This window comes from Hyalangium ruber (assembly GCF_034259325.1).
GTDB classification, from domain to species: Bacteria; Myxococcota; Myxococcia; order Myxococcales; family Myxococcaceae; genus Hyalangium_A; species Hyalangium_A rubrum.
In genome coordinates this window covers 229,003-252,280 of the sequence record NZ_JAXIVS010000006.1, presented here as the reverse complement: position 1 = coordinate 252,280, position 23,278 = coordinate 229,003, and the positions used below count along the sequence as shown (strand labels likewise).

The window sequence follows — 23,278 nt, the reverse complement described above, 5'->3', positions numbered from 1 at the left end:
CACACGCATGTGGGAGAATGAAGGCCGGAAGCGCTGCTACTGGCGCCACTGGCGCGGCACGCCCTTCTGGGAGGCGTAGCGCTCGAGCTCGGCGAGCTGCTCCTGGGCCTGCTTCAGGGCGAGCTCCGTCTCCACGAGCTGGCGCCGCGAGTCCTTGCCTTCGTCGAGCTCCTGCTGCCAGCGGCGCTTGTCCTCTTCGAGGCGGGTGACACGCTCGCGAGCACGCCGGAAGTTGGCCCGCCACTCCTCGCTGTCCTGCCGCGCGCGCTCCTCCTCGACGCCCCGCTTCTGGAGGTACTTGTCCCAGGCCTGGATGTAGCCCTTCTTCTGCTTCCAGGCCTGCTGGGCGGCGGCGAGGTCCTCGGCCGCCACCGGGAGCCGGTCCATCTCCTCGGCGCCCTGCTCCACCCGCACCCAGGCGGGGCCCGGGGCGCTCAGCGAGCAGCTCTCGAGGGGCAGCCGCGCCGCGCCGATGTGGATGTTCTCGGTGAGGCCGCGCGAGACGAACCACCGCAGCCGGCGCGAGTCGCGCGCCTCGGTCATCGTGTCCCGCATGGGCCGCCAGAAGGAGAAGTCCACGTCGAGGGAGCACGTCTCGCCCCCGACTTCCAGGGCCAGGCGGCGAGTGATTCGACGAGGAGGCGTCTCGAAGCGCTCGACGAGCAGGGCCACCAGGCCCACGGCACCATCCCGCTCCACGGAGATGAGAGCGGGGCGGGAGGACTCCAGCCGGAAGCGCTCCAGCTCGCGCTCCTCCTCTTGCGCCACGCGCTGGCGCAGCGCCTCCCAGCGCGCGGTGGCCTCGGGCGTGGTGGGCAGGGAGAGGAACTTGTCGGCGTACTGGATGGGCAGCGCCAGGCCCAGCCCGTCCGCGTTTTCGATCTTCATGGAGACGACGCCCACCACCTCGCCGCGCGCATCCAGCAGCGGGCCGCCGCTGTTGCCCGGGTTGACCGAGGCGTTGAACTGCACATAGCCGACGCCCAGGTACTGCCGGCCGACGAAGCCCACCTTGCCCTCGTGGACGGTGAAGGCCAGGCCCTTGGGGCTGCCGATGAAGACGAGGGGGTCGCCCGGCTGCAGGCGCGTCGCGTCCCCGAGCTTCAGCGGCGTGGCGTTGGCGCCCACCACCCGGACGGTGGCGAGATCCAGGTCCTCATCGCGCTCCACCGTCTCTCCGATGAGCCGACGCCCGTCGGGCAGCGTCACCTCCATGGACTTGCCGGGAGGGCAGACGACGTGCTCGTTGGTCACCGCCAGATCCGCCTCGACGAAGAAGCCCGAGCCCGTCTTGCCCTCACACCGCAGGTTCACCGTGCTGGGAGAGGCGAGCTGGGAGATCTCCTGCGTGGACAGCGCGGCGGGAGCAGCGGCCTCCGGAGCGGCGGCGGCAGTCCCGGCCGGATCGCCCGAAGCGCTCGCCGTGCTCCCCCGGGGCGCAGGGGCCTGAGGCGCAAATGCCCGGCGCTGCCAGACGACACCTGCCGCGGCGACGATGAGCACCAGGGCGAGCCCTCCCGCCACCAGGGGCACACGCGAGGTGCGCTGGGAGGAGAGCTCCAACGTCTGCGCGGACCGGAGGATGGCGCTCGCCCCGTGCTCGGCGATGACCTCGATGAGCCGCTGGGCAAAGGCCCGGGAGACCCCACGGGCGATCCGGTCTCCGGGAATGGCGAGCGCCGTCCGAGCGTGGGAGAAGGAGGGAGCCGGGGGGCCCAGCGCGGAGAGGGCGCGGGCCAGGGCGAAGCGCCGACGCTCCTCCGCCACGGGCTCCTTCAGCAACACATCGACGAGGAGGCTGGCGCCACAGAGGCACCGCGTCCTGTCACCAGGGTCTGGCGCCCCGCACCGCAGGCACCGCGCGTCGTTCGAGCCCTGCATGTCGACTCCCCCCGTGCCGCACGGGCCGCCTGGCGCGGCCCCCGTGGCCTGGAATCAGATGTTCCAGCGAATCATGCCCTGGAGCACGTTCTCCGTCTTGTCCTCGATGAGGTAGCGGTTCCAGGCGATTTGCCACTCGAAGCCGGCATACAGCTTGCCAGGGGTGGCGCCCAGGGGCTTGCCGAAGTCCCACAGCAGCTGCGGCTGGGCGAGGAAGAACTGGTTGCCCTCGCTCTGGGCGAACGAGCCCTTGCCCTTTCCCTCGCCGAAGAGGCCCGTCTGGAAGAAGCCCGCGGCGATGAAGTCCTGGCTGCCCAGCGAGAACGACTTCTGCAGCGCCGCGCCCACCTGGAAGTCCACACCGTGGAAGACGTGGTCGTCACGGATGACGGTGGTCACCGACATGAAGTCCAGCACGGGGATGTTCAGGTCCCACTGCAGGCCGTAGTAGCTGAGCATGCCGAACTTGGAGACGTGCTCGGCCTCGTACTTGACCTGCACGTCGCGCAGCGGGCCCCAGTCGAATTCGCGGCCGAGGATCTTCTCGGTGATCTTCTTGGGCGAGGCCGTCAGGGTGATGCCGCCGAAGAAGCCGCCGCGCTCGTTGGCGGTGTCCGTCACCCCGTCGGTCCGGGAGTTGGCGCTGTTGAAGGGTCCGGTGATGTCGTAATACAGGAACATCGTCCCGTACTCCCACGCCTGGAACGCCTTGATCGACAGGACGGTGCGGGCCCCGCCCCCATTGAAGTCCTTGTTGAAGCAGTCGATGGCGCCCGAGTAGCGACCGATGACGCCGTTGTCCTGCTTGATGTTGTTCTCATCGCCCGTCCAACAGGGCGCGTGCAGCAGCTCGAACCAGACGCCTGCGTGAGCGATGGACGGAGTGATGGAGACAGCCACGAGCGTGGCGAGGAACAGCAGCTTGCGTGTCATGGGGACCCCTCCCGGTGGGCGCGGCGATCTCGCACAAGACCCGTCACGTCTTCAAGGGCTCGTGACAGGTCTCATGCGCGGCGCCTACTCCAGCCGCTCGACGACGAGCGGGCGCGGCGCGGGGGCGGTGGCTCCGAAGCGGTAGGCCTTGAGCAGGCGCTCCTTCACGTCCTTCAGGGGCTTCTCGTCATTGTAGTGTACGCGGACGATCGGCTCGCCCTTCTTCACCGGCTCGCCCACCTTGCGCAGCAGCGTGAAGCCCACCGCGGGGTCAATGACGCTGTCCACCCGCTCCCGTCCCGCGCCGAGCGCCACCGCGGCCAGCCCCACCGCCTCGGTGTCGATGCCCGTGACGAAACCGTCACTCGGGGCCACCACGTCCGCCTTGGCCCGCGCCTGGGGCAGCAACGAGTAGTCCTCGATGGCGCGCGGGTCTCCGCCCTGCGCCTGGACGATCTCCTGGAGCTTGCGCAGCGCGCTGCCGTCCTCCACCGCGCGCTGGAGCTGCTCGCGCGCCTCCTTCACGGTGGGCGCCTTGCCGCCCAGCACGAGCATCTCCGCGGTGAGCGCCAGCGTCACCTCGGTGTAGTCGTCCGGGGCCTTGCCGCGCAGCATCTCCACGGCCTCCACCACCTCCAGCGCGTTGCCCACCGCCCGGCCCAGCGGCTGATCCATGTCCGTGAGCAGCGCCGTCACCTTGCGCTTCATCTCCGTGCCGATGCCGATCATCGTCCGGGCCAGGGCGCGCGCGTCCTCCAGCTTCTTCATGAAGGCGCCGCTGCCCACCTTCACGTCCAGCACCAGCGCGTCGATGCCCTCCGCCAGCTTCTTGCTCATGATGGAGCTGGCGATGAGCGGCAGGCAGTCCACCGTGGCCGTCACGTCGCGCAGGGCGTAGAGCTTCTTGTCCGCGGGCGCCAGGGTGGCGGTCTGGCCGATGAGGCAGCAGCCCACCTGCTTCACCAACCGCCGGTAGTCGGCCACCGACAGGTTCACCTTGAAGCCGGGAATGGACTCCAGCTTGTCCAAGGTGCCGCCGGTGTGGCCCAGGCCGCGGCCGGAAATCATCGGCACGGGCACCCCGCACGCGGCCGCCAGCGGCGCCAGGCTCAGGGACACCTTGTCCCCCACTCCGCCCGTGGAGTGCTTGTCCACCTTGAGCCCGGGGGTCTCCGAGAGGTCCAGCACCTCGCCGGACTCGAGCATGGCGCGCGTCCACGCGCCGAGCTCCACGGGGTCCAGCCCCTTGAAGAAGACCGCCATGCACATGGCGGACATCTGGTAGTCGGGAACGTCACCGCGGGTATAGGCGGCGATGAACTCGCGGATGGCGTCCGGGTCCAGCTTTCCGCCGTCGCGCTTGGCCTTGATGAGCTCGTAGGGTCTCACAAGGCCAGAGCCTACCCCTTCCATCGGGTCCGTCATCTGCTAGATACGCGCTCCATGACCCGATCCCTCCGCCTGTCCGTCCTGGCCGTAGTGGCGCTGCTGGGCGCCTGTAAGAAGGAAGAGCCCCCTCCTGCCCCCCCCGCGCCCGCCGCGCAGCAGGAGCAGCCCAAGGCCGAAGCCGCCAAGCCGCCCGAGCCGCCCGCCGCCAAGAGCTACAAGGTGGGACTCGTCATCGACGTGGGCGGTCGCGGAGACCACTCCTTCAATGACGCAGCGCTCCGTGGCCTGGAGACCTGGGCCGCCGGCAAGAAGTACGAGGGTGGCAGCTACGTCACCGCGCCGGCCGAGGAGGTCAAGCAGTCCATCACCCCGGACCTGGCCAGCCTCCAGCCGCCCATCACCGCGCAGCCCATCGAGCCGCTGGTCATCCAGAGCAAGTCCCCGGAGGACTACGAGCCCAACCTGCAGCTCTTGGTGGACCAGGGCTCGGACCTGACGGTGGGCAACGGCTTCCTGCTGGAGAGCGCCGTGGAGACGGTGGCCAAGCAGAACCCGAAGGCCCAGTTCCTGCTGGTGGACAGCCTGATCCTCGACGCGCAGAACAAGCCGTACCAGCTGCCCAACGTGCGCGCCGTCGTCTTCAAGGAGCACGAGGGCAGCTTCCTGGTGGGCGCGCTGGCGGGCCTGGTAACGAAGACGGGCAAGGTGGGCTTCGTGGGCGGCATGGAGGTGCCCCTCATCAAGAAGTTCGAGGCGGGCTACCGCGCGGGCGTGAAGACGACGAACGCCAAGGCGGAGCCGGGGCTGATGTCCGTCTACACGGGCAGCTTCAACAACGTGGCGGCGGGCAAGCAGGTGGCGCAGGACCTGCTGAAGAAGGGCGCGGACGTCATCTTCCACGCGGCGGGTGCGGACGGCCTGGGCGTCATCCAGGCGGTGAAGGAGGCGCGGGCGACGGGCAAGCAGGTGTACGTCATCGGCGTGGACTCGGACCAGTCGCACGTGGCGCCCGAGGTGGTGCTGACCTCGATGCTCAAGCACGTGGACCTGGCCATCTACACCGCGTCCAAGGACCTGACCGAGGGCAAGTTCAGCGCCGGCGAGCAGGAGCTGGGAATCAAGGAGGGCGGCGTGGGTTACGCCGAGGTCCGCCTGGACTTCCCGGGCAAGGCCGAGGCGCTGCAGAAGGTGGAGGCCCTGCGTCAGCGCATCGCGTCCGGGGAGCTGAAGGTCCCGGCGACCAAGGACGAGGTCTCCTCCTACAAGCCCGCGCCCTGATCTCCCTTCGACACATCCACAAGCGGTTCGGCGGCGTGGCCGCGCTGGACGACGTGTCTCTCGACATCGGCGCGGGCGAGCTGCTCGCGCTGGTGGGTGAGAACGGCGCGGGCAAGTCCAGCCTGATGAACGTCCTGTACGGGCTCTATCACCCGGACGCGGGCGACATCGTCATCGACGGCCAGCCGGTGCATTTCAAGAGCCCCCGGGACGCCATCGCCCGGGGGATTGGCATGGTGCATCAGCACTTCATGCTGGTGCCCACGCTGACGGTGGCCGAGAACGTGGTGCTCGGCCGCGAGCCGACGCGCCTGGGCCGCTTCGACCTGGACCGGGCGTGTACGGAGGTGGCCGCCACGTGCCAGCGCTTCGGCTTCCAGCTGGACCCGCGGGCGCCGGTGGACACGCTGAGCGTGGGCTCGCAGCAGAAGGTGGAGATCGTCAAGGCGCTGCACCGGGGCGCGCAGGTGCTCATCCTCGACGAGCCCACGGCGGTGCTCACGCCGCAGGAGTCCGAAGACCTTTTCCGGGTGGCGCGCGGGCTCAAGGAGCAGGGGCGCACGGTGGTCTTCATCAGCCACAAGCTGCGCGAGGTGCTCAGCGTGGCCGAGCGCATCGCCGTCATGCGGCGCGGCAAGTTGGTGGCCGAGGTGAAGGCGGCGGAGACGGACGCGAACACGCTGGCCAACCTCATGGTGGGCGAGATGCGAGCGAGCACCGGGGTGGCGGAGCCCTACCACCCACCCACGGGCGACGTGGTGCTGGCGGCGAAGAACCTGCAGGCGCGCGGGGCGGACGGGCGCCCGGCGCTGCGCGGGGTGGCGCTGGCGGTACACGCCGGGGAAATCGTCGGCATCGCGGGGGTGGACGGCAACGGGCAGCGCGAGCTGGCCGAGGTGCTCACCGGGCTGCGCCCGCTGGACGACGGGCACGGAATGTTGCTGGGCGCGCCGCTCAAGCGCCTGTCGCCGGCCGAGGCCCGGCGGCGCGGGGTGAGCCACGTGCCCGAGGACCGGCTGTGGCGCGCGGTGGTGAAGGGCATGAGCGTGGAGGAGAACATGGCGCTGGGCCGGCAGGGGCAGGAGCCCTTCGCGCGCGGCCCGTGGCTGGACTTCGCCAACCGGCGCAAGCGCACCCAGGCGCTGCTGACGGCGTATGACGTGCGGCCGCCGGATCCGACGGCGCCCATCCAGGGGCTGTCGGGCGGCAACCAGCAGAAGGTGGTGGTGGCGCGCGAGCTGGACGCGCAGCCGAAGCTGGTGGTGGTGGTGCAGCCCACGCGCGGGCTGGACATCAGCGCGGTGGCGCAGGTGCGCGCGCGGCTGCGCGAGGAGCGGGCCCGGGGCGCCGGGGTGCTGCTCATCTCCCTGGACTTGGAAGAGGTGCTGGAGATGTCGGACCGCATCTATGTGCTCTTCGAGGGTCGCGTGACGGGCACCTTCACGCGGCCGGAGTTCGACGAGCAGGAGATCGGCCGGCGGATGATGTGCGCGGTGGAGCCCAGCCATGAGTGAGCGCTGGCGCTCGGCGGTCCCCTCCATCCTCTCGGTGTTGCTGGCGTTGGTGGTGTGCTGGATCGCCATCGCGCTCACGCGGGACGTCAAGGTGGCCGGAGAGGCCTACCTGCAGATGCTCTTTGGCGGCATCGGCCAGTGGCCCCGCTACCTGGACGGCGGAGACGTGGGCGTGCTGGCCCGTCCGCTGGGTGAGTCCGCGGGCAAGGCCGCGCTGCTCATCCTCACCGGGCTGTCGGTGGCGGTGGCCTTCAAGGCGGGCCTGTTCAACATCGGCGCGCAGGGGCAGATGGTGCTGGGCGCGCTCGCCGCGGCGGTGGTGGGCGCGCAGGTCTCCCTGCCAGCCCCGCTGCACCTGCCCCTGGCGCTGCTGGCGGCGGCGGTGGCCGGGGCGCTGTGGGCATTGATTGCCGCGGCGCTCAAGCTGCTGCGCGGCGTCCACGAGGTCATCTCCACCATCATGCTCAACTGGGTGGCGGTGAGCCTGGTGGACAACTGGCTGGTGGTGGGCCCGCTGCGAGCGGTGTCCACCGGAGGCCACTCGGTGTCGGGCACGGCGGAGCTGCTGCCCACCTCGCACCTGCCCCGCTTGCTGGGGGACATCTCCCGACTGCACCTGGGCTTCCCGCTGGCGCTGGTCGTGGCGCTGGCCGTCTGGGTGTGGCTCATCCGCACGCGGCGGGGCTTCGAGACGCGCGCGGCGGGCATGGGCGCGGAGGCGGCGCGGGCGGCGGGCATCCCCGTGAAGCAGCGGGCGGCCGAGGCCATGGGCCTGTCCGGCGCGCTGGCGGGGCTGGCGGGCGCGGTGCTGGTGCTGGGCACCGAGTTCCGCTACCCCGGGGCGCTCGGAGCGCCCTACGGCTTCGACGGCATCGCCATCGCGCTCATCGGCAACAACCACCCGGTGGGGGTGACGCTCTCGGCGCTCTTCTTCGGAATCCTTCGCGCGGGCGGCACGCGCATGCAGCTGCTCGGCGTCCACAAGACCTTCCCCGAGCTCATCCAAGGCCTGGCCCTGCTCTTCGTGGCTGGCCGGCTCATCTGGCTGGCGCTGCTGAAGCGACGCAAGGCGGCGGTGGCTTCCCCCGAGGTGCCGCGTGCTTGAGCTTCTCGAGGCGCTGCTGTTCTCCACCCTGGACGCGGCGCCGGCGCTCATCTTCGCGGCGCTGGGCGGGGTGCTCTCCGAGCGCGCCGGCGTGGTGAACGTGGGCGTGGAGGGGCAGATGCGCGCGGGCGCCTTCTGCGCGGCGGTGGCGGCGCTGGCCATGCCCACGCCCCTGGCGGTGGTGATGGGCATGCTCGCGGGCGCGGCGCTGGCCTCGGTGCATGGCTACCTCAGCATCCGCTGGCGCTCGGACCAGGTGGTGTCCGGCATGGCCATCAACCTGGTGGCCCTGGCCGGCGGCACCTTCCTGCTGGAAGCCCTCTTCAGCCCCAACGGAACGCCGCCCATCGACCAGCTGCCGCGCTGGGAGCTGCCGCTGATCCACCACGTGCCCCTGCTGCGGGCGCTCTCGGACCACCCGGGGCTGGCGTACCTGTCGCTGGTGCTGCCCTTCGCCTTCCACGCGGTGCTGCACCAGACGGCGCTGGGCCTGCGGCTGCGCGCGGTGGGCGAAAAGCCGCACGCGGTGGCCACCCTGGGCCTGAGCGTGGCGGGGCTGCGCTGGGGCGCGGTGCTGGGCGGAGGCATGCTGACGGGGCTCGGCGGCGCGGTGCTCTCCACCGCCGTGCTGGACCGCTTCGAGCAGCACACCCCGGCGGGCCTGGGCTTCATGGCCCTGGCCGCCATGGTCTTCGGCCGGTGGACCCCCCTGGGAGCCTTCGGCGCCGCCTGCTTCTTCGCCTTCGGCAACGCCCTGCGGATTGGCCTGGCCTCCAGCGCCCCGGAAATCCTGGAAGTCGTCCCCCAGGGTTTCCTGCTGGCCCTGCCCTACCTGCTCACGCTGGTGCTGCTGGCCATCCAGGGCCAGCGCAGCAGCGCGCCGGCCGCCCTGGGCACCCCCTACGAGCAGGAATCCCGCTAAACCTCATTCCCCAGTGAGGGGTGGAAGACACCCGGGTCAGGAATGACCAGGATTCCGATTTGACCCACCCTCTGTTCTGTCGGCGCTTCCGGTTCTTGAGAATCAGTAGCAATGCCACGATGTAAGTGCGCGTCATTGCTTGGGAAAGCGAACACTCGCCTCGCGCCTTCAAAAAACCGTTCAGGCCGAAATCTAGGCATACATCTAGCAGGAGGGATAATGCGTCACGGAACTTCTGCTGCCCGGGAGACACACCTTCACCCCGGGGGAGTAGCCAGACGATGGCCACGATGGCGATGACGGCAGCTGCTCGCAAGACCCTGTCGCTGGAGAACAAGTCTCCGGCCCCGCGGTCGCGTCCGGTGGACGCCGACACGGTGAGCAATGTGGTCTCGCTGGAGTCCCTGCTTCGCGAGTCGCCGGTGGACCTGGTGGACCTGGCGCAGGACGTGGTGGCCCAGATGCTGACCGAGGGTCGGCTGGAGCAGGTGGAGGTGATGTACCACCTGCCGGAGGAGCCGGTGCAGGTGAACCTGCCCCGCAGCCAGCTGTCGGCGGTGGTGGAGCAGCTGGTGGCCAGCGCCGTGGAGGCGATGAAGGCGGTGGCCGACCGCAAGCACCTGCTGCGCGTGATTGTGGAGCCGGCGGATGAGTTCGGCGACTACGGCCCGCGGCTGAAGGTGCAGGACACGGGCGCCGCCGTGGTCATCGAGGACGCGATGCAGGCGGCCATCGACGCGGCGGAGCAGATGGGCGCTGCGCTCACGGTGAAGCCCCGCCCCACCGGCGGCAACATGTTCACGGTGGACGTGCCGACGGCGAAGGTGGTCAACGCCTCCTGGTAGTCGCGGGAGTCGTTAGAAGCGGTAGGCGACGCCGAAGAGGGCCTCGAGGGTGAAGTAGGCCTCGCTGCGCCCCCGGCGTCCCGAGTCCGGGAAGATGGACGGGCCCATCCGCACGTTGAAGTTCACCGCCAGGCTCCGGTCGAGGAAGTACTCCATGCCGCCTCCCACCAGGAGGGGGAACACGGGGCCGCCGCCGGTGCCGAAGTAGACGTGGAAGGGGATGTCCAGGCCCACGTTGAGCATGAGCGCGCTGCCCACGGGGATGCCGGCCACGAGCGCCACGGGCAGGGCCAGGCCCACATCCGTGTCCCCATCATGGAAGTAGAAGAGCGGACCGGGCTGGAAGGTGACGGCCAGGGACACCTTCGAGGTCTGCGCGAGCATCAGCCGCACCCAGGCCTGGAGCTTGAGGCCGGGCTCCACCACCTCGACGAGGCCCTCCTGGCCATAGTTGAAGGTGAACTTGCCGCCGATATCGAGCTTGGAATTGGCACCGTGGAGCAGGCCCAGGGAGATGCCCGGCCAGCCGAGCTGCCCGCTGAAGACGGTGTTGTTGGCGCCCACGGTGTCGCCGGCGAGCACGGACCAGCCCTGCCCGCGCCCATAGGAGACGCCCTCCTCCTGCGCGAACGCGGAGGGAGCGGCGAGGACACAGCAGAGGATGAGCCCAGGGAGGAGACGCTTCACGAAGCCCTCTCGGAAGGGGCCACGCGAGGGGCGTGGCCGGTAGGAGCGGATGCACCTACCAGAAGACTCAGGCGGGTTGGCCGCGGTCACGCGCAAGCGTCACAAAGGCGTCGATGAACGCCTGAAGGCGCCCTTCTGCCCTCGCCCGGGCCTGGGCGAGCGACTCCCCGGCGCCGGGGGTCTCCTTGAGCTCGAAGTAGTATTTGATCTTCGGCTCGGTGCCAGACGGGCGCAGGGTGACGCGGCCACCGCCCTCCAGCTCGTAGGCGATGACGTTGGAGGGCGGCAGGGTGAGCCGCTCCACCTGGTCTCCGGTGCGCGCCTCGCCGGTCTTGTAGTCCTTGAGGCTCACGACGGTGAGCGCGCCCACCTTGGCGGGAGGCGCGCGGCGGAAGCCCTCCATGATGCCGGAGATGGTCTGCGCGCCACCGGGACCGGAGAAGGTGAAGTTGCGCTGAGCGCCAACGAAGAGGCCGTGCCGGCGCTGGATCTCCTCCAGATAGCCGAGCACCGTGACGCCGCGCGACTGGCACCACGCCGCGAGGTCCGCGAACACGAGCGCCGCGCTCACGCCGTCCTTGTCGCGCACCACGGTGCCGGGCGTGTAGCCCAGGGCCTCCTCGTAGCCGAAGACGAACTGGGTGCCCTCGCTGCGCTCGCGCTCCAAGGCGCGGTTGGCGATCCACTTGAAGCCGGTGAGCACCTCGTCGAAGGCGGCGCCCAGGTCCTTGGCGATCTGCCCGAGCTGCACCGAGGAGACGATGGTGGTGGCCACGTGGGGCCGGCCGCGCTTGGTGCCCTGGGTGAGCAGGTAGTGGCCCAGCAGCACACCCACCTCGTTGCCGGTGAGCATGCGCAGCGCCCCAGCGGCGTCGCGCGCCATCACCGCGAGCCGGTCCGCGTCCGGATCATTGGCGAGCACCAGGTCCGCCTTCACGCGCTCGGCCGTGGCCAGCGACAGGTCCATGGCGCCGGGCTCCTCCGGGTTGGGGAAGCGCACGGTGGGGAAGGTGCCGTCGGGCTGCTGCTGCTCGGCCACGGTGTGGAAGCGGGTGAAGCCCGCGGACTTCATGGCCCGCTCCATCCACGTGCCGCCCACGCCGTGCATGGCCGTGTAGACGATGGAGAGCGCGTCCGTGCCCCTCCCGTGTACCCGGAGCCCGAGGATGGCCTTGAGGTAGTCGTCGCCCACGGAGGCGGGGATCTCGCGCCACAGGTTCTTCTCGCGAGCCTCGGCGGGCGTGAGCAGCCGCACCTGGTTGGCAGGCTCCACCGCGTCGATGGCGGCGGCGATGCGCTTGTCGTGGGGCGGGATGATCTGCGCGCCGTTGCTCCAGTAGAGCTTGTAGCCGTTGTACTCGGGCGGGTTGTGGCTGGCGGTGATCATCACCGCCGCGGCGGCGTTCAGGTGCAGCAGGGCGAACGCCGTCACCGGCGTGGGAACCAGCGAGGGGAAGACGAGCGCGGGGATGCCCTCGGCGGCGAGGACACAGGCGGTGTCCTCGGCGAACTCGGGGCTCATGCGCCGGCCGTCGCGGCCCACCACCACGCCGCGCGAGACGACGTCCGGAATCTGGGCCTTGAGGTAGCGCGCGAGCCCCGCCGTGGTGCGGCGAACCACCGCGCGGTTCATCCGGTTGGGGCCGGCGCCCAGCACGCCACGAAGGCCCGCGGTGCCGAACTCCAGGTTGCCGGCGAAGCGGTCGGCCAGGTCCACCGTGTCACCGGAGGCCAGCACCCGGGCCAACTCCTCCCCGGTGGTGGGGTCCGGATCCGCCTTGCGCCACGCCTCCGCCTGCTCCCTCAGTGCGGTGCTGTCCATATCCCGCCTCCTCTGCGCCAGCCATGCGCGGAGCGCCCGCGCACGCTGGGTTCAGGTGTAGTCGGTGAGCTTCTTGCGCGTGGGCCCGCCCTTGGGCTTGTCCTGCTTGCCCTGGCACTCCACGCAGAACTCCACGTACGGCATGGCCTTGAGCCGGCCGAAGGGCAGCGGGTCGCCGCAGTCCTCGCACTCGCCGAAGCTATCGGGGTCGTTGCGCAGCTTGCCCAGCGCCTTCACCACGCGCTTGAGCACCCCGTCCATGTTCCGGTTCCGGCTGGAGGCGATGGCCTGCATCATCTCGTTGAGCGGCTGCTCGTCCTCGTCGCCGCCGATGCGGGCCTCGTCCGTCCGGTTCGGCTCGATCTTCAACGGAGCCTTGCCGGTGAGCTCGGCATGCAGGGCGAGCAGCAACTTGCTCAGTTCCTCTCGCTGGGCGTCCGTCACGACTGCTCCCCCCGAGTCCTCAGTACTTCGCGGTCGACTTCTGCCCGGTGATGATGGCCACGGAGGCGGAGGCGCCGATGCGGTTGGCGCCGGCCTGGATCATCTTCATCGCGTCCTCGGAGGAGCGCACGCCACCCGAGGCCTTCACGCCCACGTCATCGCCCACCACCTTGCGCATGAGCGCCACGTCCTCGGCGGTGGCCCCACCGGAGCTGAACCCGGTGGAGGTCTTCACGAAGGCGGCGCCAGCGGCCTTGGAGAGCACGCAGCCGGCGATCTTCTCCTCGTGGTTGAGCTGGCTCGTCTCGAGGATGACCTTGACGGGGTGGGGGCGGCTGGCCTCCACCACCATGGTGATGTCCTTGAGCACCAGCGCGTAGTCCTTGGCCTTGAGCGCGCCGATGTTGATGACCATGTCGATCTCCCGCGCGCCGCAGCGGATGGCCTCGCGAGCCTCGAAGGCCTTGGCGCTGGGCAGCGCGGCGCCCAGGGGGAAGCCCACCACGGCGATGGCCACCGTCTTGGAGCCGGCCAGCACGCGCGCGGCCAGGGCCACGTTGGACGAGTTCACGCACACGGTGGCGAAACCGTGCTTGCGGGCCTCCTCGGAGAGCTTGATGACCTCCTCGCGGCTGGCCTCGGGCTTGAGCAGGGTGTGGTCGATGTAGGGGGCGATGTCCGCGCTGGTGCGGATGGCGTCCGGGGCGAGACGGGCGGCGCCGGACTTCACGGCGGCCACGGTGCCGCAGCTGTCGAAATTGGCGCACCCATCGCACGAGGGCGCACATTCACGGGCACTGGGAGCACTCGGAGCCGCCTCCCGGGCGGAGGGCCCGGGAGAGGTGGTACAGGGCTCTTCCTTGCCTGCTCGGAAGGCGTGCATCCTGCGGCGGACTCGGTCGGCGATCTCATCGACGACCCGGTTGACGTCATCAGCCTCGGCCATGGCGGCGGGTGTAACCCAGGAAGGGGCCCCTCGGGAAGCACTCGGACGAGGAAGGCCCCCCCGCATGCCGGGTGCCGCACGGGGGGAGCAGGCGGTAGAGTCGTGCCGTGACGTCCTTTTCGCGGTGGCTCAGCCTCCTCCTCGTCCTCCTGACGGCCTCGGTGGGCCTGGCGCAGCCCTCCCCCGCCCCGGCTCCCAAGCCGCTCACGGTGTATTTCTTCGATGTGGGCCAGGGAGATGCGGCGCTCGTCGTCTCGCCCACGGGCAAGACGGTCCTCATCGACGGAGGCCCTCCAGAGGCCGGAGAGCGGCTGGCGAGCCGGCTGAGCCAGCTGGTCCACGCGCCGCTGGACCTGGTCATCCTCACCCACCCTCACCTGGACCACCTGGGGAGCATGAAGGACGCCATCCGGGCGGTGGGGGCGAAGCGGTTCATGGACCCGGGCTTCGACCACCCGAGCGCCGCCTACCGCGACCTGCTGGACTTCGTGGGCGACGAGGTGGGCCAGGTGATGACGCCGCAGCCCAACCCGCAGGCGCCGGAGAGCTTCCTCACCATCGGCCTGGGCGAGGGCGTGGTGCTGACCATCTACTGGCCGCGCCACCCGAAAGAGCCGTTCCTGAAGAACACGCGCTCGGATCCGAACTCGAACTCCATCGTGGCGAAGCTGTCGTACGGGAAGACCTCGTTCCTCTTCACGGGAGACGCGGAGCCGGACACCGAGGCGGCGCTGCTGCGCCAGAAGGCCGACTACAGCGCCACGGTGCTGAAGGTGGCGCACCACGGCGGCAAGCACTCCTCGACGGAGCCCTTCCTGGCGGCGGTGCGGCCCAAGGCGGCGGTCATCTCCTGCGGAGCTGGCAACGACTATGGCCACCCCACGCAGGAGGCGCTGGAGCGACTCGGAGCGGTGCAGGCGCGCGTCTTCCGCACGGACCAGAACGGCGAGATCCAGGCCGTGAGCAACGGGAGCACCGTCACCCTGCAGGCCGCGCGGGGCGGCACCCCGCCCCTGGTGATTACCGGCGAGGTGAAGCCGGTGGTCAACGTGCCGAGCGCCCCCCCGGCCCCAGCTGCCACTGGGCGTGAGGCGGTTCCAGTGGCGTGGAAGGCTCCGGCCCCGACTCCCGCCACACCTTCCCCATCCCCGAGCGCCCTGCGCTTCGTGAGCCTCAAGGGCAGCGAGGTCTTCCACCGGGAGGACTGCTCCACCCTGAAGCGCGCGAAGACGAAGGAGCGCAAGGTGTACACGAGCCGCTCCGACGCCGCCCGTGAGCGCCGTGCCGCCGAGGACTGCCACCCATGAACGCGCGACTGCTGCCCCTCCTCGGCCTGCTGCTGCTGGCCACCGCGTGCAAGGAGCCGCCTCCGAAGTCTCCTTCCGCGCCCCCCCGCCCCAGCCCGGCTGCGGCGACGCGCTTCCTGGCGGGCCCTCCAGACGGCAAGCTGCACGTCTATTTCTTCGACGTGGGCCAGGGGGACTCGGCGCTCATCGTCTCGCCCGAGGGCCGCACCGTCCTCATCGACACGGGTCCCGCCTCGGCGGCCTCGCACCTGACCAACCGGCTACCGGAGTTGCTCGCGAGCCGGCTGGACCTGGTCGTCCTCACCCACCCCGCCGCGGACCACTATGGCGCGCTGGAGGCGATCCAGAAGGTGACGGATCCGAAGCGGCTGCTCGAGCCGCAGCTTCCGGGCACGTCCTCGGACTACGACGCGCTGCTCACGTCGCTGGGCTCGGGGGGCGTGGAGATCTTCTCGCCGGCGCTCAACCCCTCCCAGCCGGAGGAGTCGCTGCGCCTGCCGCTGGGAGGAGGCGCGGAGCTGACGGTGCTCTGGCCGCGAGTGCCCACCACGCCGCTGCTCACGGTGCAGGGCGCCGCGGACACGAAGAGCGCGGAGCACCAGGCGAACTCCATCGTCCTGCGACTGACGCACGGGGAGACGTCGGTGCTCTTCGCGGGGGATGCGCGAGCCGAGACGGAGGCCGCGCTGCTCGCGCGAGGGGGGAAGCTGAGCGCCACGCTGCTCAAGGTGAGCGCGCACGGGGCGGATACCGGCACGAGCCCGGAGTTCCTCCAGTGGATGCGCCCACGGGCGGCCATCCTGAGCGTGGGGGCTGGAAGCCCGCCGGCGAAGCCCGCGCTCGACCGACTGGCGGCCGCCAACGCGCGCATCTTCCGCACGGACCAGAATGGAGAGATGCACGCGGTGAGCGACGGCAAGCGCTTCGTGCTCACGACTCAGCGCGCCGCGCCGGGAGAGCCCGCCAACGCTCAGCACGCCTTCGAGCCCGTGGCGGAGGAGCCGCCGGCCCCGCCGCCGGTGGTGCCCCCCGTCGCCGCGAAGCCGGAGCCGGTGAAGGCGGTGCCGGTGAAGGCCACGAGCGCGAAGGCGAAGGCGGATGTGGACCTGTCGGGCTACAAGGTGGTGGACATCGACGAGATGGGCACGGCCACGGAGAAGCCGGCCAAGGGTGTCCGCACGACCAAGACGCCGTCCAAGGCGACTCCGGGCCGGTATGTGGCGAGCCGCCGCAGCGATGTCTTCCACATCCCGGAGTGCCGCAATGCCCGCAAAATCTCGCCGGAGAACCTCCTCACCTTCAGCACCCGGGAATCGGCGGAAAAAGATCGCAGGCCCGCCAAGGACTGCAACCCCTGAGGAGCCGCCCATGAGCAGCAAGGCAACGGTGGACCGCTTCGAGGAAGAGCTGGCCGTGCTCATCGTGGACGGCCGCCAGGTGACGCGGCCGCGCGCGGAGCTGCCCGCCGAGGCGCGGGAGGGAGACGTCATCGACCTGGAAACGGGAAAGGTTGACGCCCAGGCGACCGAGGCGCTGCGCGAGCAGGTGCGCGAGGCCCGGCGGCGGGCCACCCAGAAGAAGGCCGCGCCTCCCGGCGACTTCGACCTCTGACCGCGGACAAACCTGTCAGACAGTCAGACAGGTTTTGAACGGGCCCGCGGCAACAGGAACCCGAGCAGGACGACGCTCAGCCCGGCGAGGGCTGCGGCCATGAGAAAGGCCACGGAGCTTCCCCACCGCGTCCACACCGCGCCGAAGAGCAGCCCCGCCACGAGCGAGGCGCCTCCGATGAGGCCGTTGTACAGGCCGAAGGCCCGCCCCCGCGCGGAGGCCGGAACCAGAGAGGTGAGCAGCGACTTCTCCGCCCCCTCGGAGAGCGCGTGGTACAGCCCATACACCCCCATGACGATGAGCGTGCCCGTCACCCCATGCACGCGCGAGAGGGCCACGTAGCTCATCGCATAGAGCCCCCACCCCGCCATCACCAGCCGCGCGGCGCCGAGTCGATCCGCGAGCCAGCCCGCCGGGTAGGAAACCGCCGCCTTCACCCCATGCAGCATCAGCCACGCGAGCGGCAGCAATTCCGGACGGGCGCCCTCCTCGCTCAGCTTGAGCAAGATGAAGGCATCGGTGGAGTTGGCGACTCCAAAGAGGCCCACCGGGACGAGGTAGTACGCCAGTCGCCGGGGCACGGGCTCCTGCTGCCGAGGGCCCGCCGCCGGTGCCGGAACCTGCTCGCGCGAAGGCTCGGGAGCCAGGAAGAGGGCCAGCACGCCCAGCAGCCCCGGCACGGCGGCCACGAGGAAGACCTGCTCCACGCGCAGCCCGGCGGCCACGAGCAGCATCGCGACCAGCGCCCCGAGGGCCGCGCCCGCATGGTCCATGCCCCGGTGGAAGCCAAAGGCCCGACCGAGGGCGTTCGCGGGCACCGCATGGGCGATGAGCGCATCCCGCGGGCTGGTCCGAACGCCCTTGCCCACCCGATCCAGAGAGCGAATGAGGAGCGGCTGCCAGGCGGCGGTGACAAAGGCCATCATCGGACGCGCGAGGCTGGACACGCTGTAGCCCAGCAGCACCAACGGCTTGAGGCGCCGCGCCCGGTCGGCCCACACGCCGGATTGGTACTTGAGGAGCGCGGCGACGAGATCCGCCAACCCCTCCATGGCCCCCAGGAGCAGCGGTGCAGCCGGCAGTCGCGCGGCGAGGAACGCCGGCAGCAGCGGGAAGATCATCTCACTGCTCACATCCGTGAGCAGCGACACCACCCCGAGCACCACCACCGTGCGCGGCAGCTTCCCGGAAGACCCAGGTTGGGGGAGACGGTCCTTGCTCACAGTCAGTCAACAATAGGGGCTTCCCACCGATCTCGCGCGTCAGCGGCATGCTCTATGTTCGCCGGTGTGACGGCCTCCCCCTCGACCATCGCTCCCGCGGAGAAGGCGCTGGCCCAGAAGCTTGCCGAGGCGCTCGCGCCCATGGGCTTCGCCACCAAGGAACTCGGCACGCCGCTCGAGGAGGGAGTCCTCCTGGGCGCCTGGGTGCGCAAGACCTGGAACACCAACCGCGCCGTGGTCCACCTGCACGCCCCGCCGAGCACCAAGGACCTGGGGCTGCTCACGCAGCAGCTCAAGCTGCCCCTCGGCAAGGAGCTGGGCTACTTCCCCTTCTTCTACGGAATGGGACTCCAGGTGGTGTGGAGCGGTCGCGGGCTCACGCATCGCGCGGCGAGCCTGAGCTCGAGCGTGGACGTCATCGACAACCAGCGCTGCATCGTCCAGAGCCTCTTCGTGGTGGACCTCGACCGGGGCACATTCCGCGAGGCACGCACCTGGGGCCAGGTCATCACCGGGACCTTCCAGGACCGGATCGCGGAGTGCCTCCAGCGGGACTATCAGCCCGAGACGTAGCGAGGATTACCGCTTGGGTCCGAGGCCCGCCTTCTTGCGAGCCTCGAGCAGCTTCTGCACGTCCGCGGGCGCCAGCGGCGACACCGTGCCCAGCGAGCGCGCGGCCATGAGGATCTTCGCGTAGTGCTCCACGAGCTCCATGCGCAGCAGCGCCTGCGTCAGGTCCTCGCCCAGCGTGAAGGCCCCATTGCCGGACAGCAGCATGGCGTCGTACTCGGCGGCGGCGGCCTCCACGCGTTTGACGCCCTCGGGGTCCTTGGGCATCGCGCGCGGCAGCGTGGGCACCCGGTCTCCCAGGGACACCACCATCTCCGGCAGCGCGATGGGCGAAAGCTCCTGCCCCACCAGGCCGAAGGCGGTGGCGACGGGCGGGTGCGCGTGCAGCACCACCATGGCCTCGGGCCGCGCCCGGTAGATGGCCAGGTGCAATTCCAGCTCGCTGAAGGGCTTGCGCCGCCCTTCCAGCACCTTGCCCTGCGCGTCCACCACCAGCAGCGAGGCGTCGTCGATGTCGCGCTTGGACACCGCCGTGCAGGTAATCAGGAAGCGCTCGCCCTTGAGGCGCACCGAGACGTTGCCATCGTGGTTGGCCACCCAGCCGTACTCGTGCAGCCGGTGGGAGGTGGCCACCACGTCGGCGCGCAGCTTCGGCAGCGGCACGAAGCCCTCGCTCACGTCACCACCTCGTCCACCACGCCGACGATCAACGAGCGGATGGGCAGCGTCTTGTCCCCGAGGATCTGCCGCACCCCGCCGCCCTCGCGCATCACCAGCACCACGTCCCCTGGCCCGGCAGAGGAGGTGTGGTCCACCGCGATGAAGCTCTTGCCCAGCGGCTGCTGACGCTCATCCAGCGGCTGCACCACCATGAGCTTCCGGCCCGTGAAGGCCGGGTGCTTGACGGTGGCGGTGACGGTGCCGAGCACCTTGCACAGGTTCATACGTCCACCGAGTCCACGATGCCGACGATGGCGGCATCCACCGGGACGAACGACGGCTGCAGGGCGAGCGCCGCCTCGCGGCTGCCCACCAGGTACACCAGCTCGCCAGGGCCCGCGGACACCGTGTCCACGGCCACCTCGGGGCTGCCCATGGGCTCGAGCTGGTGGTCCAACGGCTGGACCACCAGGAAGCGCTTGCCTTCGAGCCCCTCGTACTTCTGCTCGCACACCACGGTGCCGAGGACGCGTCCCAGGTACATGCGCGCGGCCTGTTACATCGCCCCGGAGGAGAGGACCAGGGGGATCTGCAGCTCGACCTCCTCCGTTCCGTCCTCCGCCTTGAAGGACGGGAAGACCATCTTCCGGGCGCCCTTCTTGATGCACTCGCCCACCGGCGCGCTGTCCAGGTCCTTGCGGTCCAGCTTCGCGCTCTTCACGGTGCCCGAGGTGCCCACGGTGGCCACCAGCGTCACCTTGCCGCCCTTGAAGGAGGGGTTCTTGCGCAGCTCCTGCTCCACGCAGGACTGGATGGCGCCCTGCGACTGCGCCACCACGCGCGCGATGTCCTCCTGCGGAGGGCCGCCCTGGCCCGCAGCGTCCTTGGCCGCCACCTCGGCGTCCTCACGCACCTCGGGGCCCACCGCCGTCTTCGCGGTGTCCCCGTAGAGCGCCTTGAGCTCCTCGGCGGACTTGCCCGTCTCCGGCACCGGAGCCGTCTCCCCCGGAGCGCCCGGCGCGGGCTTCTGCGCGCCACCGCCGCTCGGCTGCGGCTTCTTGTCCGTGCCCGGCGGCACGGGCGCGGGCGTGGGCGCGGGCTTGTTGCGTCCCATCAGCCGGTCCCTCAGCTCGCTGACACCCTCGCCGGAGAAGTAGGACTTCTCCACCGTCTTGCCCTCGGGCGTCACCGTCTTCATCTTCGGAATGACGTTCACCCGGTCCAGCGCGAACGCCCCGCCCACGAGGAGGAGGATGGGCAGCAGGACGAAGAGGGCGATCTTCCACACCGGATTGCGGCGGGTAACGCCCGACTGCACCATGAAGTGGCGCGTGTCCTCGACCGGCTTCTTCTTGTCGCCCTTGGCGGGCTTTCCACCCACGGCGGCCAGCGGATCCGCGTCCGCGTTGACCGCCGTCGGGGGCTCGGGCTGCTCCTCCGGCTCGCTGCGGTCGGGCAGATCCAGATCCGAGAACAGATCGTCCCCAACGCCCGCCTTGCCGTTACCAGAGGCCGCCGGCTGCTCGGGCTCGTTCCAGGCCGCGTCCTGCTGCGGCTCCTCGGGCTGGGGCTCGTTCCACGCCGCGTCCTGCTGCGGCTCCTCGGGCTGGGGCTCGTTCCAGGCCGCGTCCTGCTGCGGCTCCTCGGGCTGCATGTCCCAGGGCTGCTGCGCCTGCTGCTGCCGGGGCTGCTGCGCGGACTCGGGCGGATCCAGGTCCCACGGCTCACGGCCCGCCGGGGCGGCGGCCATGTGCCCCACCGAGGTGGGCTGATCATCCCACGACGAGTCCTGCTCCGGCTCGGGCTGGGCGCGGGCGGAGCGCTGCTGCTGCCCACGCACGGCCACGGTGGCGGGCTCGGGCGGAAGCTCCGGAGGCGCCTGCGGCTCGGGCGGCGGGGCGAACAGGGCCGCCAGCTCGGCGATGTCCGAGCCGCGCTTCCAGTCGGCCATGCCCTGCTGCCAGAAGAAGCTGCGCGCGTTGATGGCGCCACTGTCCATCAGCCCTCGCAGGCCGGCCTCGTCCAACGGGCCCTCCTGCTTGCTCTTCACCATCACGAACCACGGCGCGCTGGCCGGGCGGGCGGGGGCGGCGCGGGTGGGCTCCTCCTCCCAGGGGCTGGGGGCGGCACGGGCGGCTGGAGCGCTGGCGGCGGCCGCGACGGCGCGCTCTTGCTCTCGAATGCGCTCCACGTCCGCCAGCGACACCACTCGGGTGCTCTCCTCCATCTCGAGGGGAGGTCCCTGGACGGAGATGACGTTCTGGCAGTTCTTACAACGGACCTTGACGGTCTTCCCGCGGACCTTCTCGTCCGCGATGGAGTACCGCCTCTGACAATTGTCACAGGAAAAGTTCAAAGGGGCGACCGGTGCGCGCTGGGGGAAAACAAGGGGGGCAATCTACCCCAGTCTCTATAAGCGCAAAACGTCCCGTTGACTCCTTTCGAAGGGCCAACTATTGAGCCGCGCCTCAGGGATTCTGCTTTCCTCGTATCCAGAAGGTGGCGAGATGCCGGCCAAGGACCTCGGATCGAAGTACGTCTGCTTCAAGTGCAGTACGAAGTTTTATGACCTGAAGAAGCCGGACCCGGTCTGCCCGAAGTGTGGTGCGGATCAGCGCGAGAGCCCAGCGCTCAAGCCCGCCAGCGAAGGACGCCGGGGCCGCCTGGCCGCCGCGCCCAAGGTCATCGAGCCCGCCGAGCCCGAGGAGCCCGCCGAGGCCTCCGAGGAGGAGGACGACATCGAGACCTTCGAGGACGAGGAGCCCATCGAGGGCGCCGACGAGGAAGAGGACATCTGAGGCTGGGGGGTCCTCGCGACCCCACCGTGTCTTGCCGCCCGACTTCAGGGGCTCCACGAGAGCGTGGGGCCCCTTTGTCTTTGCGGGTGTCCGCTCAGTTCTCGGACGCGAGCTTCAGGTCCAGCTCGAGCAGGGCGCGGCGGATCTGCTCGTAGCGCGTGGGCCCCAGGGTCTGCAGCCCGAGCGGACGCGGAGACGGAAGCTGCTTCGCGTCCTCGGTGCGGATGTCGGCCCTGTCAGTGGCTTTCTTCTTGGCGTGCATCGTGGGCGATCTCCCCCCTAGGAGTTGGTGATCCACTCAATAGCAATTTTGCCGCCAAGTTAGAATTCCCATTCGCAGGCCTGACTTTTCAGTCGGTTAGCAGCCAGGGGGGATTGACCCTCCCCTACAGCCCACCTGCATTCAGACATAGTCAGGGAATACTGTGCTGCTCCAGGACACCCCCGTGTCTTTTTTGACCCGTGGGGCGTCGCGGATCAGCGCAGCTCGCCCACGGCCCAGGCCTGCTCCAGGCGAATGGTCTCTCCGGCCTTCACGGTGACGGGCTGGGAGGCCTCGGGCAGCCGCGGGTGCCAGAGCGTCACGGTGTGGGTCCCCTCGGGCACCTCCAGGCGGAAGCGGCCCTGGGCATCGGTGCTGGTGAAGTACGGATGATCAAAGGTGCGGACGGTGGCGCGCATCCACGGGTGGACGTCGCACTTCACCTGGAGGATGCCCGGGCTCGCAGGCAGCGGCTTCTTGAGGCTCATGCCCTCCAGCGGCATGGCCACGTTGAAGATGGACTGGGTGCCGGCCACGGCGCGCACGTTGTGCATGACGGGATCCGAGTTGCGCACCTCCAAGGAAGTGCCCGCGCGAGCGGCCAGGGACGCCGGCTCATAGGAGCACTTCTTCTGATCCAGCAGGGCGGGGGGTGAATTCACACCCTCCGCGGGCAGGGCGGCGCCATCGGCGAGCGCCACCACCACCTGGGCCAGGGCCCCCTCCCCTCCCATGGTGAGCGAGCGATCGGGCACCGTGTCGCCACACGTCGCGGCCACCGAGGGGGTGGTCTCCAGCAGGGCGGGCGGAGGCGGGGTGCCCGTGAGCCGCACCTGGCCTTCAATGAAACCCCGCCCCACGGGCGCCGCCGCGCGAGGCGTGGGGGCGGACGTGGCTGGAGCGGAGGCGGGCGGCGTGGCGCCGGACTCCGAGGAAGGACGGCAGGCAGGCAGGAGCGCGCTGGAAATCAGCGCACCGACAAGGAGAGCATTGCGCACGCAGGCCGTGTAACGGTTCGCCCCAGCCGTTTCAAATCCGGACCCAAAGAGACGGCGGGGATGACGTTCAGACCATCTGCGCG

24 protein-coding genes are annotated in these 23,278 nt (G+C 70.1%); 10 read left to right on the top strand and 14 right to left on the bottom strand.

Features of this window, described 5'->3' with window-relative positions:
- Nucleotides 1-36: 36 nt before the first annotated feature.
- The 3 genes from SYV04_RS19120 to SYV04_RS19110 form a co-directional block, all read right to left on the bottom strand.
- Nucleotides 37-1,881 (bottom strand): S1C family serine protease, encoded by a 1,845-nt coding sequence (locus SYV04_RS19120; RefSeq protein WP_321547268.1) that lies wholly within the window; start codon nucleotides 1,879-1,881, stop codon nucleotides 37-39.
- A gap of 54 nt (nucleotides 1,882-1,935) precedes the next feature.
- Nucleotides 1,936-2,814: a hypothetical protein gene (locus SYV04_RS19115; RefSeq protein WP_321547267.1), complete on the bottom strand. Its 879-nt coding sequence runs from the start codon at nucleotides 2,812-2,814 to the stop codon at nucleotides 1,936-1,938.
- Nucleotides 2,815-2,898: 84 nt separating this feature from the next.
- Nucleotides 2,899-4,203, bottom strand: coding sequence for a thymidine phosphorylase (locus SYV04_RS19110; protein WP_321547266.1), 1,305 nt, complete (start codon nucleotides 4,201-4,203; stop codon nucleotides 2,899-2,901).
- A gap of 54 nt (nucleotides 4,204-4,257) precedes the next feature.
- Between SYV04_RS19110 and SYV04_RS19105 the strand changes: the two genes are divergently transcribed.
- From SYV04_RS19105 to SYV04_RS19085, 5 genes are all read left to right on the top strand, one after another.
- Complete coding sequence (locus SYV04_RS19105) at nucleotides 4,258-5,481, top strand: BMP family lipoprotein (protein WP_321547265.1); 1,224 nt, start codon at nucleotides 4,258-4,260, stop codon at nucleotides 5,479-5,481.
- A 35-nt stretch (nucleotides 5,482-5,516) separates the two neighbouring features.
- Complete coding sequence (locus SYV04_RS19100) at nucleotides 5,517-6,995, top strand: ABC transporter ATP-binding protein (protein ID WP_321547264.1); 1,479 nt, start codon at nucleotides 5,517-5,519, stop codon at nucleotides 6,993-6,995.
- Nucleotides 6,988-8,100, top strand: coding sequence for an ABC transporter permease (locus SYV04_RS19095; protein WP_321547263.1), 1,113 nt, complete (start codon nucleotides 6,988-6,990; stop codon nucleotides 8,098-8,100). The genes SYV04_RS19100 and SYV04_RS19095 overlap by 8 nt, the downstream gene beginning before the upstream one ends.
- Nucleotides 8,093-9,022, top strand: coding sequence for an ABC transporter permease (locus SYV04_RS19090; RefSeq protein ID WP_321547262.1), 930 nt, complete (start codon nucleotides 8,093-8,095; stop codon nucleotides 9,020-9,022). Before SYV04_RS19095 ends, SYV04_RS19090 begins: the two co-directional genes overlap by 8 nt.
- A gap of 281 nt (nucleotides 9,023-9,303) precedes the next feature.
- Entirely contained in the window at nucleotides 9,304-9,867 is a 564-nt protein-coding gene (locus SYV04_RS19085; RefSeq protein ID WP_321547261.1) for a sensor histidine kinase, read from the top strand.
- A 12-nt stretch (nucleotides 9,868-9,879) separates the two neighbouring features.
- Here SYV04_RS19085 and SYV04_RS19080 read toward each other — a convergent pair whose 3' ends face one another.
- From SYV04_RS19080 to deoC, 4 genes are all read right to left on the bottom strand, one after another.
- Nucleotides 9,880-10,554: a hypothetical protein gene (locus SYV04_RS19080; protein ID WP_321547260.1), complete on the bottom strand. Its 675-nt coding sequence runs from the start codon at nucleotides 10,552-10,554 to the stop codon at nucleotides 9,880-9,882.
- A gap of 67 nt (nucleotides 10,555-10,621) precedes the next feature.
- Nucleotides 10,622-12,376 (bottom strand): phospho-sugar mutase, encoded by a 1,755-nt coding sequence (locus tag SYV04_RS19075; RefSeq protein WP_321547259.1) that lies wholly within the window; start codon nucleotides 12,374-12,376, stop codon nucleotides 10,622-10,624.
- Nucleotides 12,377-12,427: 51 nt separating this feature from the next.
- The gene (locus SYV04_RS19070) at nucleotides 12,428-12,820 is read right to left on the bottom strand and encodes a TraR/DksA family transcriptional regulator (protein WP_321547258.1); all 393 of its coding nucleotides are present in this window, start codon (nucleotides 12,818-12,820) and stop codon (nucleotides 12,428-12,430) included.
- 19 nt (nucleotides 12,821-12,839) lie between these two features.
- A complete protein-coding gene (deoC, locus tag SYV04_RS19065) occupies nucleotides 12,840-13,766 on the bottom strand; it encodes a deoxyribose-phosphate aldolase (protein ID WP_321547257.1) in 927 nt (308 codons plus the stop codon).
- Nucleotides 13,767-13,873: 107 nt separating this feature from the next.
- Between deoC and SYV04_RS19060 the strand changes: the two genes are divergently transcribed.
- From SYV04_RS19060 to SYV04_RS19050, 3 genes are read left to right on the top strand one after another with little or no spacing between them, the layout of a single operon-like run.
- Nucleotides 13,874-15,073: a ComEC/Rec2 family competence protein gene (locus SYV04_RS19060; RefSeq protein ID WP_321547256.1), complete on the top strand. Its 1,200-nt coding sequence runs from the start codon at nucleotides 13,874-13,876 to the stop codon at nucleotides 15,071-15,073.
- Entirely contained in the window at nucleotides 15,070-16,431 is a 1,362-nt protein-coding gene (locus tag SYV04_RS19055) for a ComEC/Rec2 family competence protein (RefSeq protein WP_321547255.1), read from the top strand. The genes SYV04_RS19060 and SYV04_RS19055 overlap by 4 nt, the downstream gene beginning before the upstream one ends.
- Nucleotides 16,432-16,441: 10 nt before the next feature.
- Entirely contained in the window at nucleotides 16,442-16,684 is a 243-nt protein-coding gene (locus SYV04_RS19050; RefSeq protein WP_321547254.1) for a DUF3006 domain-containing protein, read from the top strand.
- 23 nt (nucleotides 16,685-16,707) lie between these two features.
- Here the strand turns inward: SYV04_RS19050 and SYV04_RS19045 are convergent, their stop codons facing one another.
- Complete coding sequence (locus SYV04_RS19045) at nucleotides 16,708-17,907, bottom strand: MFS transporter (RefSeq protein WP_321547253.1); 1,200 nt, start codon at nucleotides 17,905-17,907, stop codon at nucleotides 16,708-16,710.
- A 66-nt stretch (nucleotides 17,908-17,973) separates the two neighbouring features.
- Between SYV04_RS19045 and SYV04_RS19040 the strand changes: the two genes are divergently transcribed.
- The gene (locus SYV04_RS19040; protein WP_321547252.1) at nucleotides 17,974-18,480 is read left to right on the top strand and encodes a hypothetical protein; all 507 of its coding nucleotides are present in this window, start codon (nucleotides 17,974-17,976) and stop codon (nucleotides 18,478-18,480) included.
- A 6-nt stretch (nucleotides 18,481-18,486) separates the two neighbouring features.
- Here SYV04_RS19040 and SYV04_RS19035 read toward each other — a convergent pair whose 3' ends face one another.
- The 4 genes from SYV04_RS19035 to SYV04_RS19020 are packed head-to-tail and all read right to left on the bottom strand — an operon-like array spanning nucleotide 18,487 to nucleotide 21,493.
- Complete coding sequence (locus SYV04_RS19035; RefSeq protein ID WP_321547251.1) at nucleotides 18,487-19,155, bottom strand: class II aldolase/adducin family protein; 669 nt, start codon at nucleotides 19,153-19,155, stop codon at nucleotides 18,487-18,489.
- Nucleotides 19,152-19,421, bottom strand: a complete 270-nt coding sequence (locus SYV04_RS19030; RefSeq protein ID WP_321547250.1) for a EutN/CcmL family microcompartment protein — start codon at nucleotides 19,419-19,421, stop codon at nucleotides 19,152-19,154. The genes SYV04_RS19035 and SYV04_RS19030 overlap by 4 nt, the downstream gene beginning before the upstream one ends.
- Complete coding sequence (locus SYV04_RS19025) at nucleotides 19,418-19,681, bottom strand: EutN/CcmL family microcompartment protein (protein WP_321547249.1); 264 nt, start codon at nucleotides 19,679-19,681, stop codon at nucleotides 19,418-19,420. Before SYV04_RS19025 ends, SYV04_RS19030 begins: the two co-directional genes overlap by 4 nt.
- Before the next feature lie 12 nt (nucleotides 19,682-19,693).
- A complete protein-coding gene (locus SYV04_RS19020; protein ID WP_321547248.1) occupies nucleotides 19,694-21,493 on the bottom strand; it encodes an AgmX/PglI C-terminal domain-containing protein in 1,800 nt (599 codons plus the stop codon).
- A gap of 151 nt (nucleotides 21,494-21,644) precedes the next feature.
- On the opposite strand from SYV04_RS19020, the gene SYV04_RS19015 reads away from it, so the two are divergent.
- Nucleotides 21,645-21,935 (top strand): TIGR02300 family protein, encoded by a 291-nt coding sequence (locus tag SYV04_RS19015; protein WP_321547247.1) that lies wholly within the window; start codon nucleotides 21,645-21,647, stop codon nucleotides 21,933-21,935.
- Nucleotides 21,936-22,029: 94 nt separating this feature from the next.
- Here SYV04_RS19015 and SYV04_RS19010 read toward each other — a convergent pair whose 3' ends face one another.
- Together SYV04_RS19010 and SYV04_RS19005 are read right to left on the bottom strand one after the other, a co-directional pair.
- Complete coding sequence (locus SYV04_RS19010) at nucleotides 22,030-22,197, bottom strand: hypothetical protein (protein WP_321547246.1); 168 nt, start codon at nucleotides 22,195-22,197, stop codon at nucleotides 22,030-22,032.
- 215 nt (nucleotides 22,198-22,412) lie between these two features.
- Nucleotides 22,413-23,057: a hypothetical protein gene (locus SYV04_RS19005; protein WP_321547245.1), complete on the bottom strand. Its 645-nt coding sequence runs from the start codon at nucleotides 23,055-23,057 to the stop codon at nucleotides 22,413-22,415.
- Between the last annotated feature and the right edge of the window lie 221 nt (nucleotides 23,058-23,278).

Coding starts and splice junctions, on each gene's coding strand:
- SYV04_RS19025 (WP_321547249.1), bottom strand. CDS start 19,681: ATGTACCTGGGACGCGTCCTCGGCACCGTGGTGTGCGAGCAGAAGTAC.
- SYV04_RS19095 (WP_321547263.1), top strand. CDS start 6,988: ATGAGTGAGCGCTGGCGCTCGGCGGTCCCCTCCATCCTCTCGGTGTTG.
- SYV04_RS19055 (WP_321547255.1), top strand. CDS start 15,070: ATGAACGCGCGACTGCTGCCCCTCCTCGGCCTGCTGCTGCTGGCCACC.
- deoC (WP_321547257.1), bottom strand. CDS start 13,766: ATGGCCGAGGCTGATGACGTCAACCGGGTCGTCGATGAGATCGCCGAC.
- SYV04_RS19030 (WP_321547250.1), bottom strand. CDS start 19,421: ATGAACCTGTGCAAGGTGCTCGGCACCGTCACCGCCACCGTCAAGCAC.
- SYV04_RS19120 (WP_321547268.1), bottom strand. CDS start 1,881: ATGCAGGGCTCGAACGACGCGCGGTGCCTGCGGTGCGGGGCGCCAGAC.
- SYV04_RS19050 (WP_321547254.1), top strand. CDS start 16,442: ATGAGCAGCAAGGCAACGGTGGACCGCTTCGAGGAAGAGCTGGCCGTG.
- SYV04_RS19015 (WP_321547247.1), top strand. CDS start 21,645: ATGCCGGCCAAGGACCTCGGATCGAAGTACGTCTGCTTCAAGTGCAGT.
- SYV04_RS19075 (WP_321547259.1), bottom strand. CDS start 12,376: ATGGACAGCACCGCACTGAGGGAGCAGGCGGAGGCGTGGCGCAAGGCG.
- SYV04_RS19105 (WP_321547265.1), top strand. CDS start 4,258: ATGACCCGATCCCTCCGCCTGTCCGTCCTGGCCGTAGTGGCGCTGCTG.
- SYV04_RS19115 (WP_321547267.1), bottom strand. CDS start 2,814: ATGACACGCAAGCTGCTGTTCCTCGCCACGCTCGTGGCTGTCTCCATC.
- SYV04_RS19085 (WP_321547261.1), top strand. CDS start 9,304: ATGGCCACGATGGCGATGACGGCAGCTGCTCGCAAGACCCTGTCGCTG.
- SYV04_RS19010 (WP_321547246.1), bottom strand. CDS start 22,197: ATGCACGCCAAGAAGAAAGCCACTGACAGGGCCGACATCCGCACCGAG.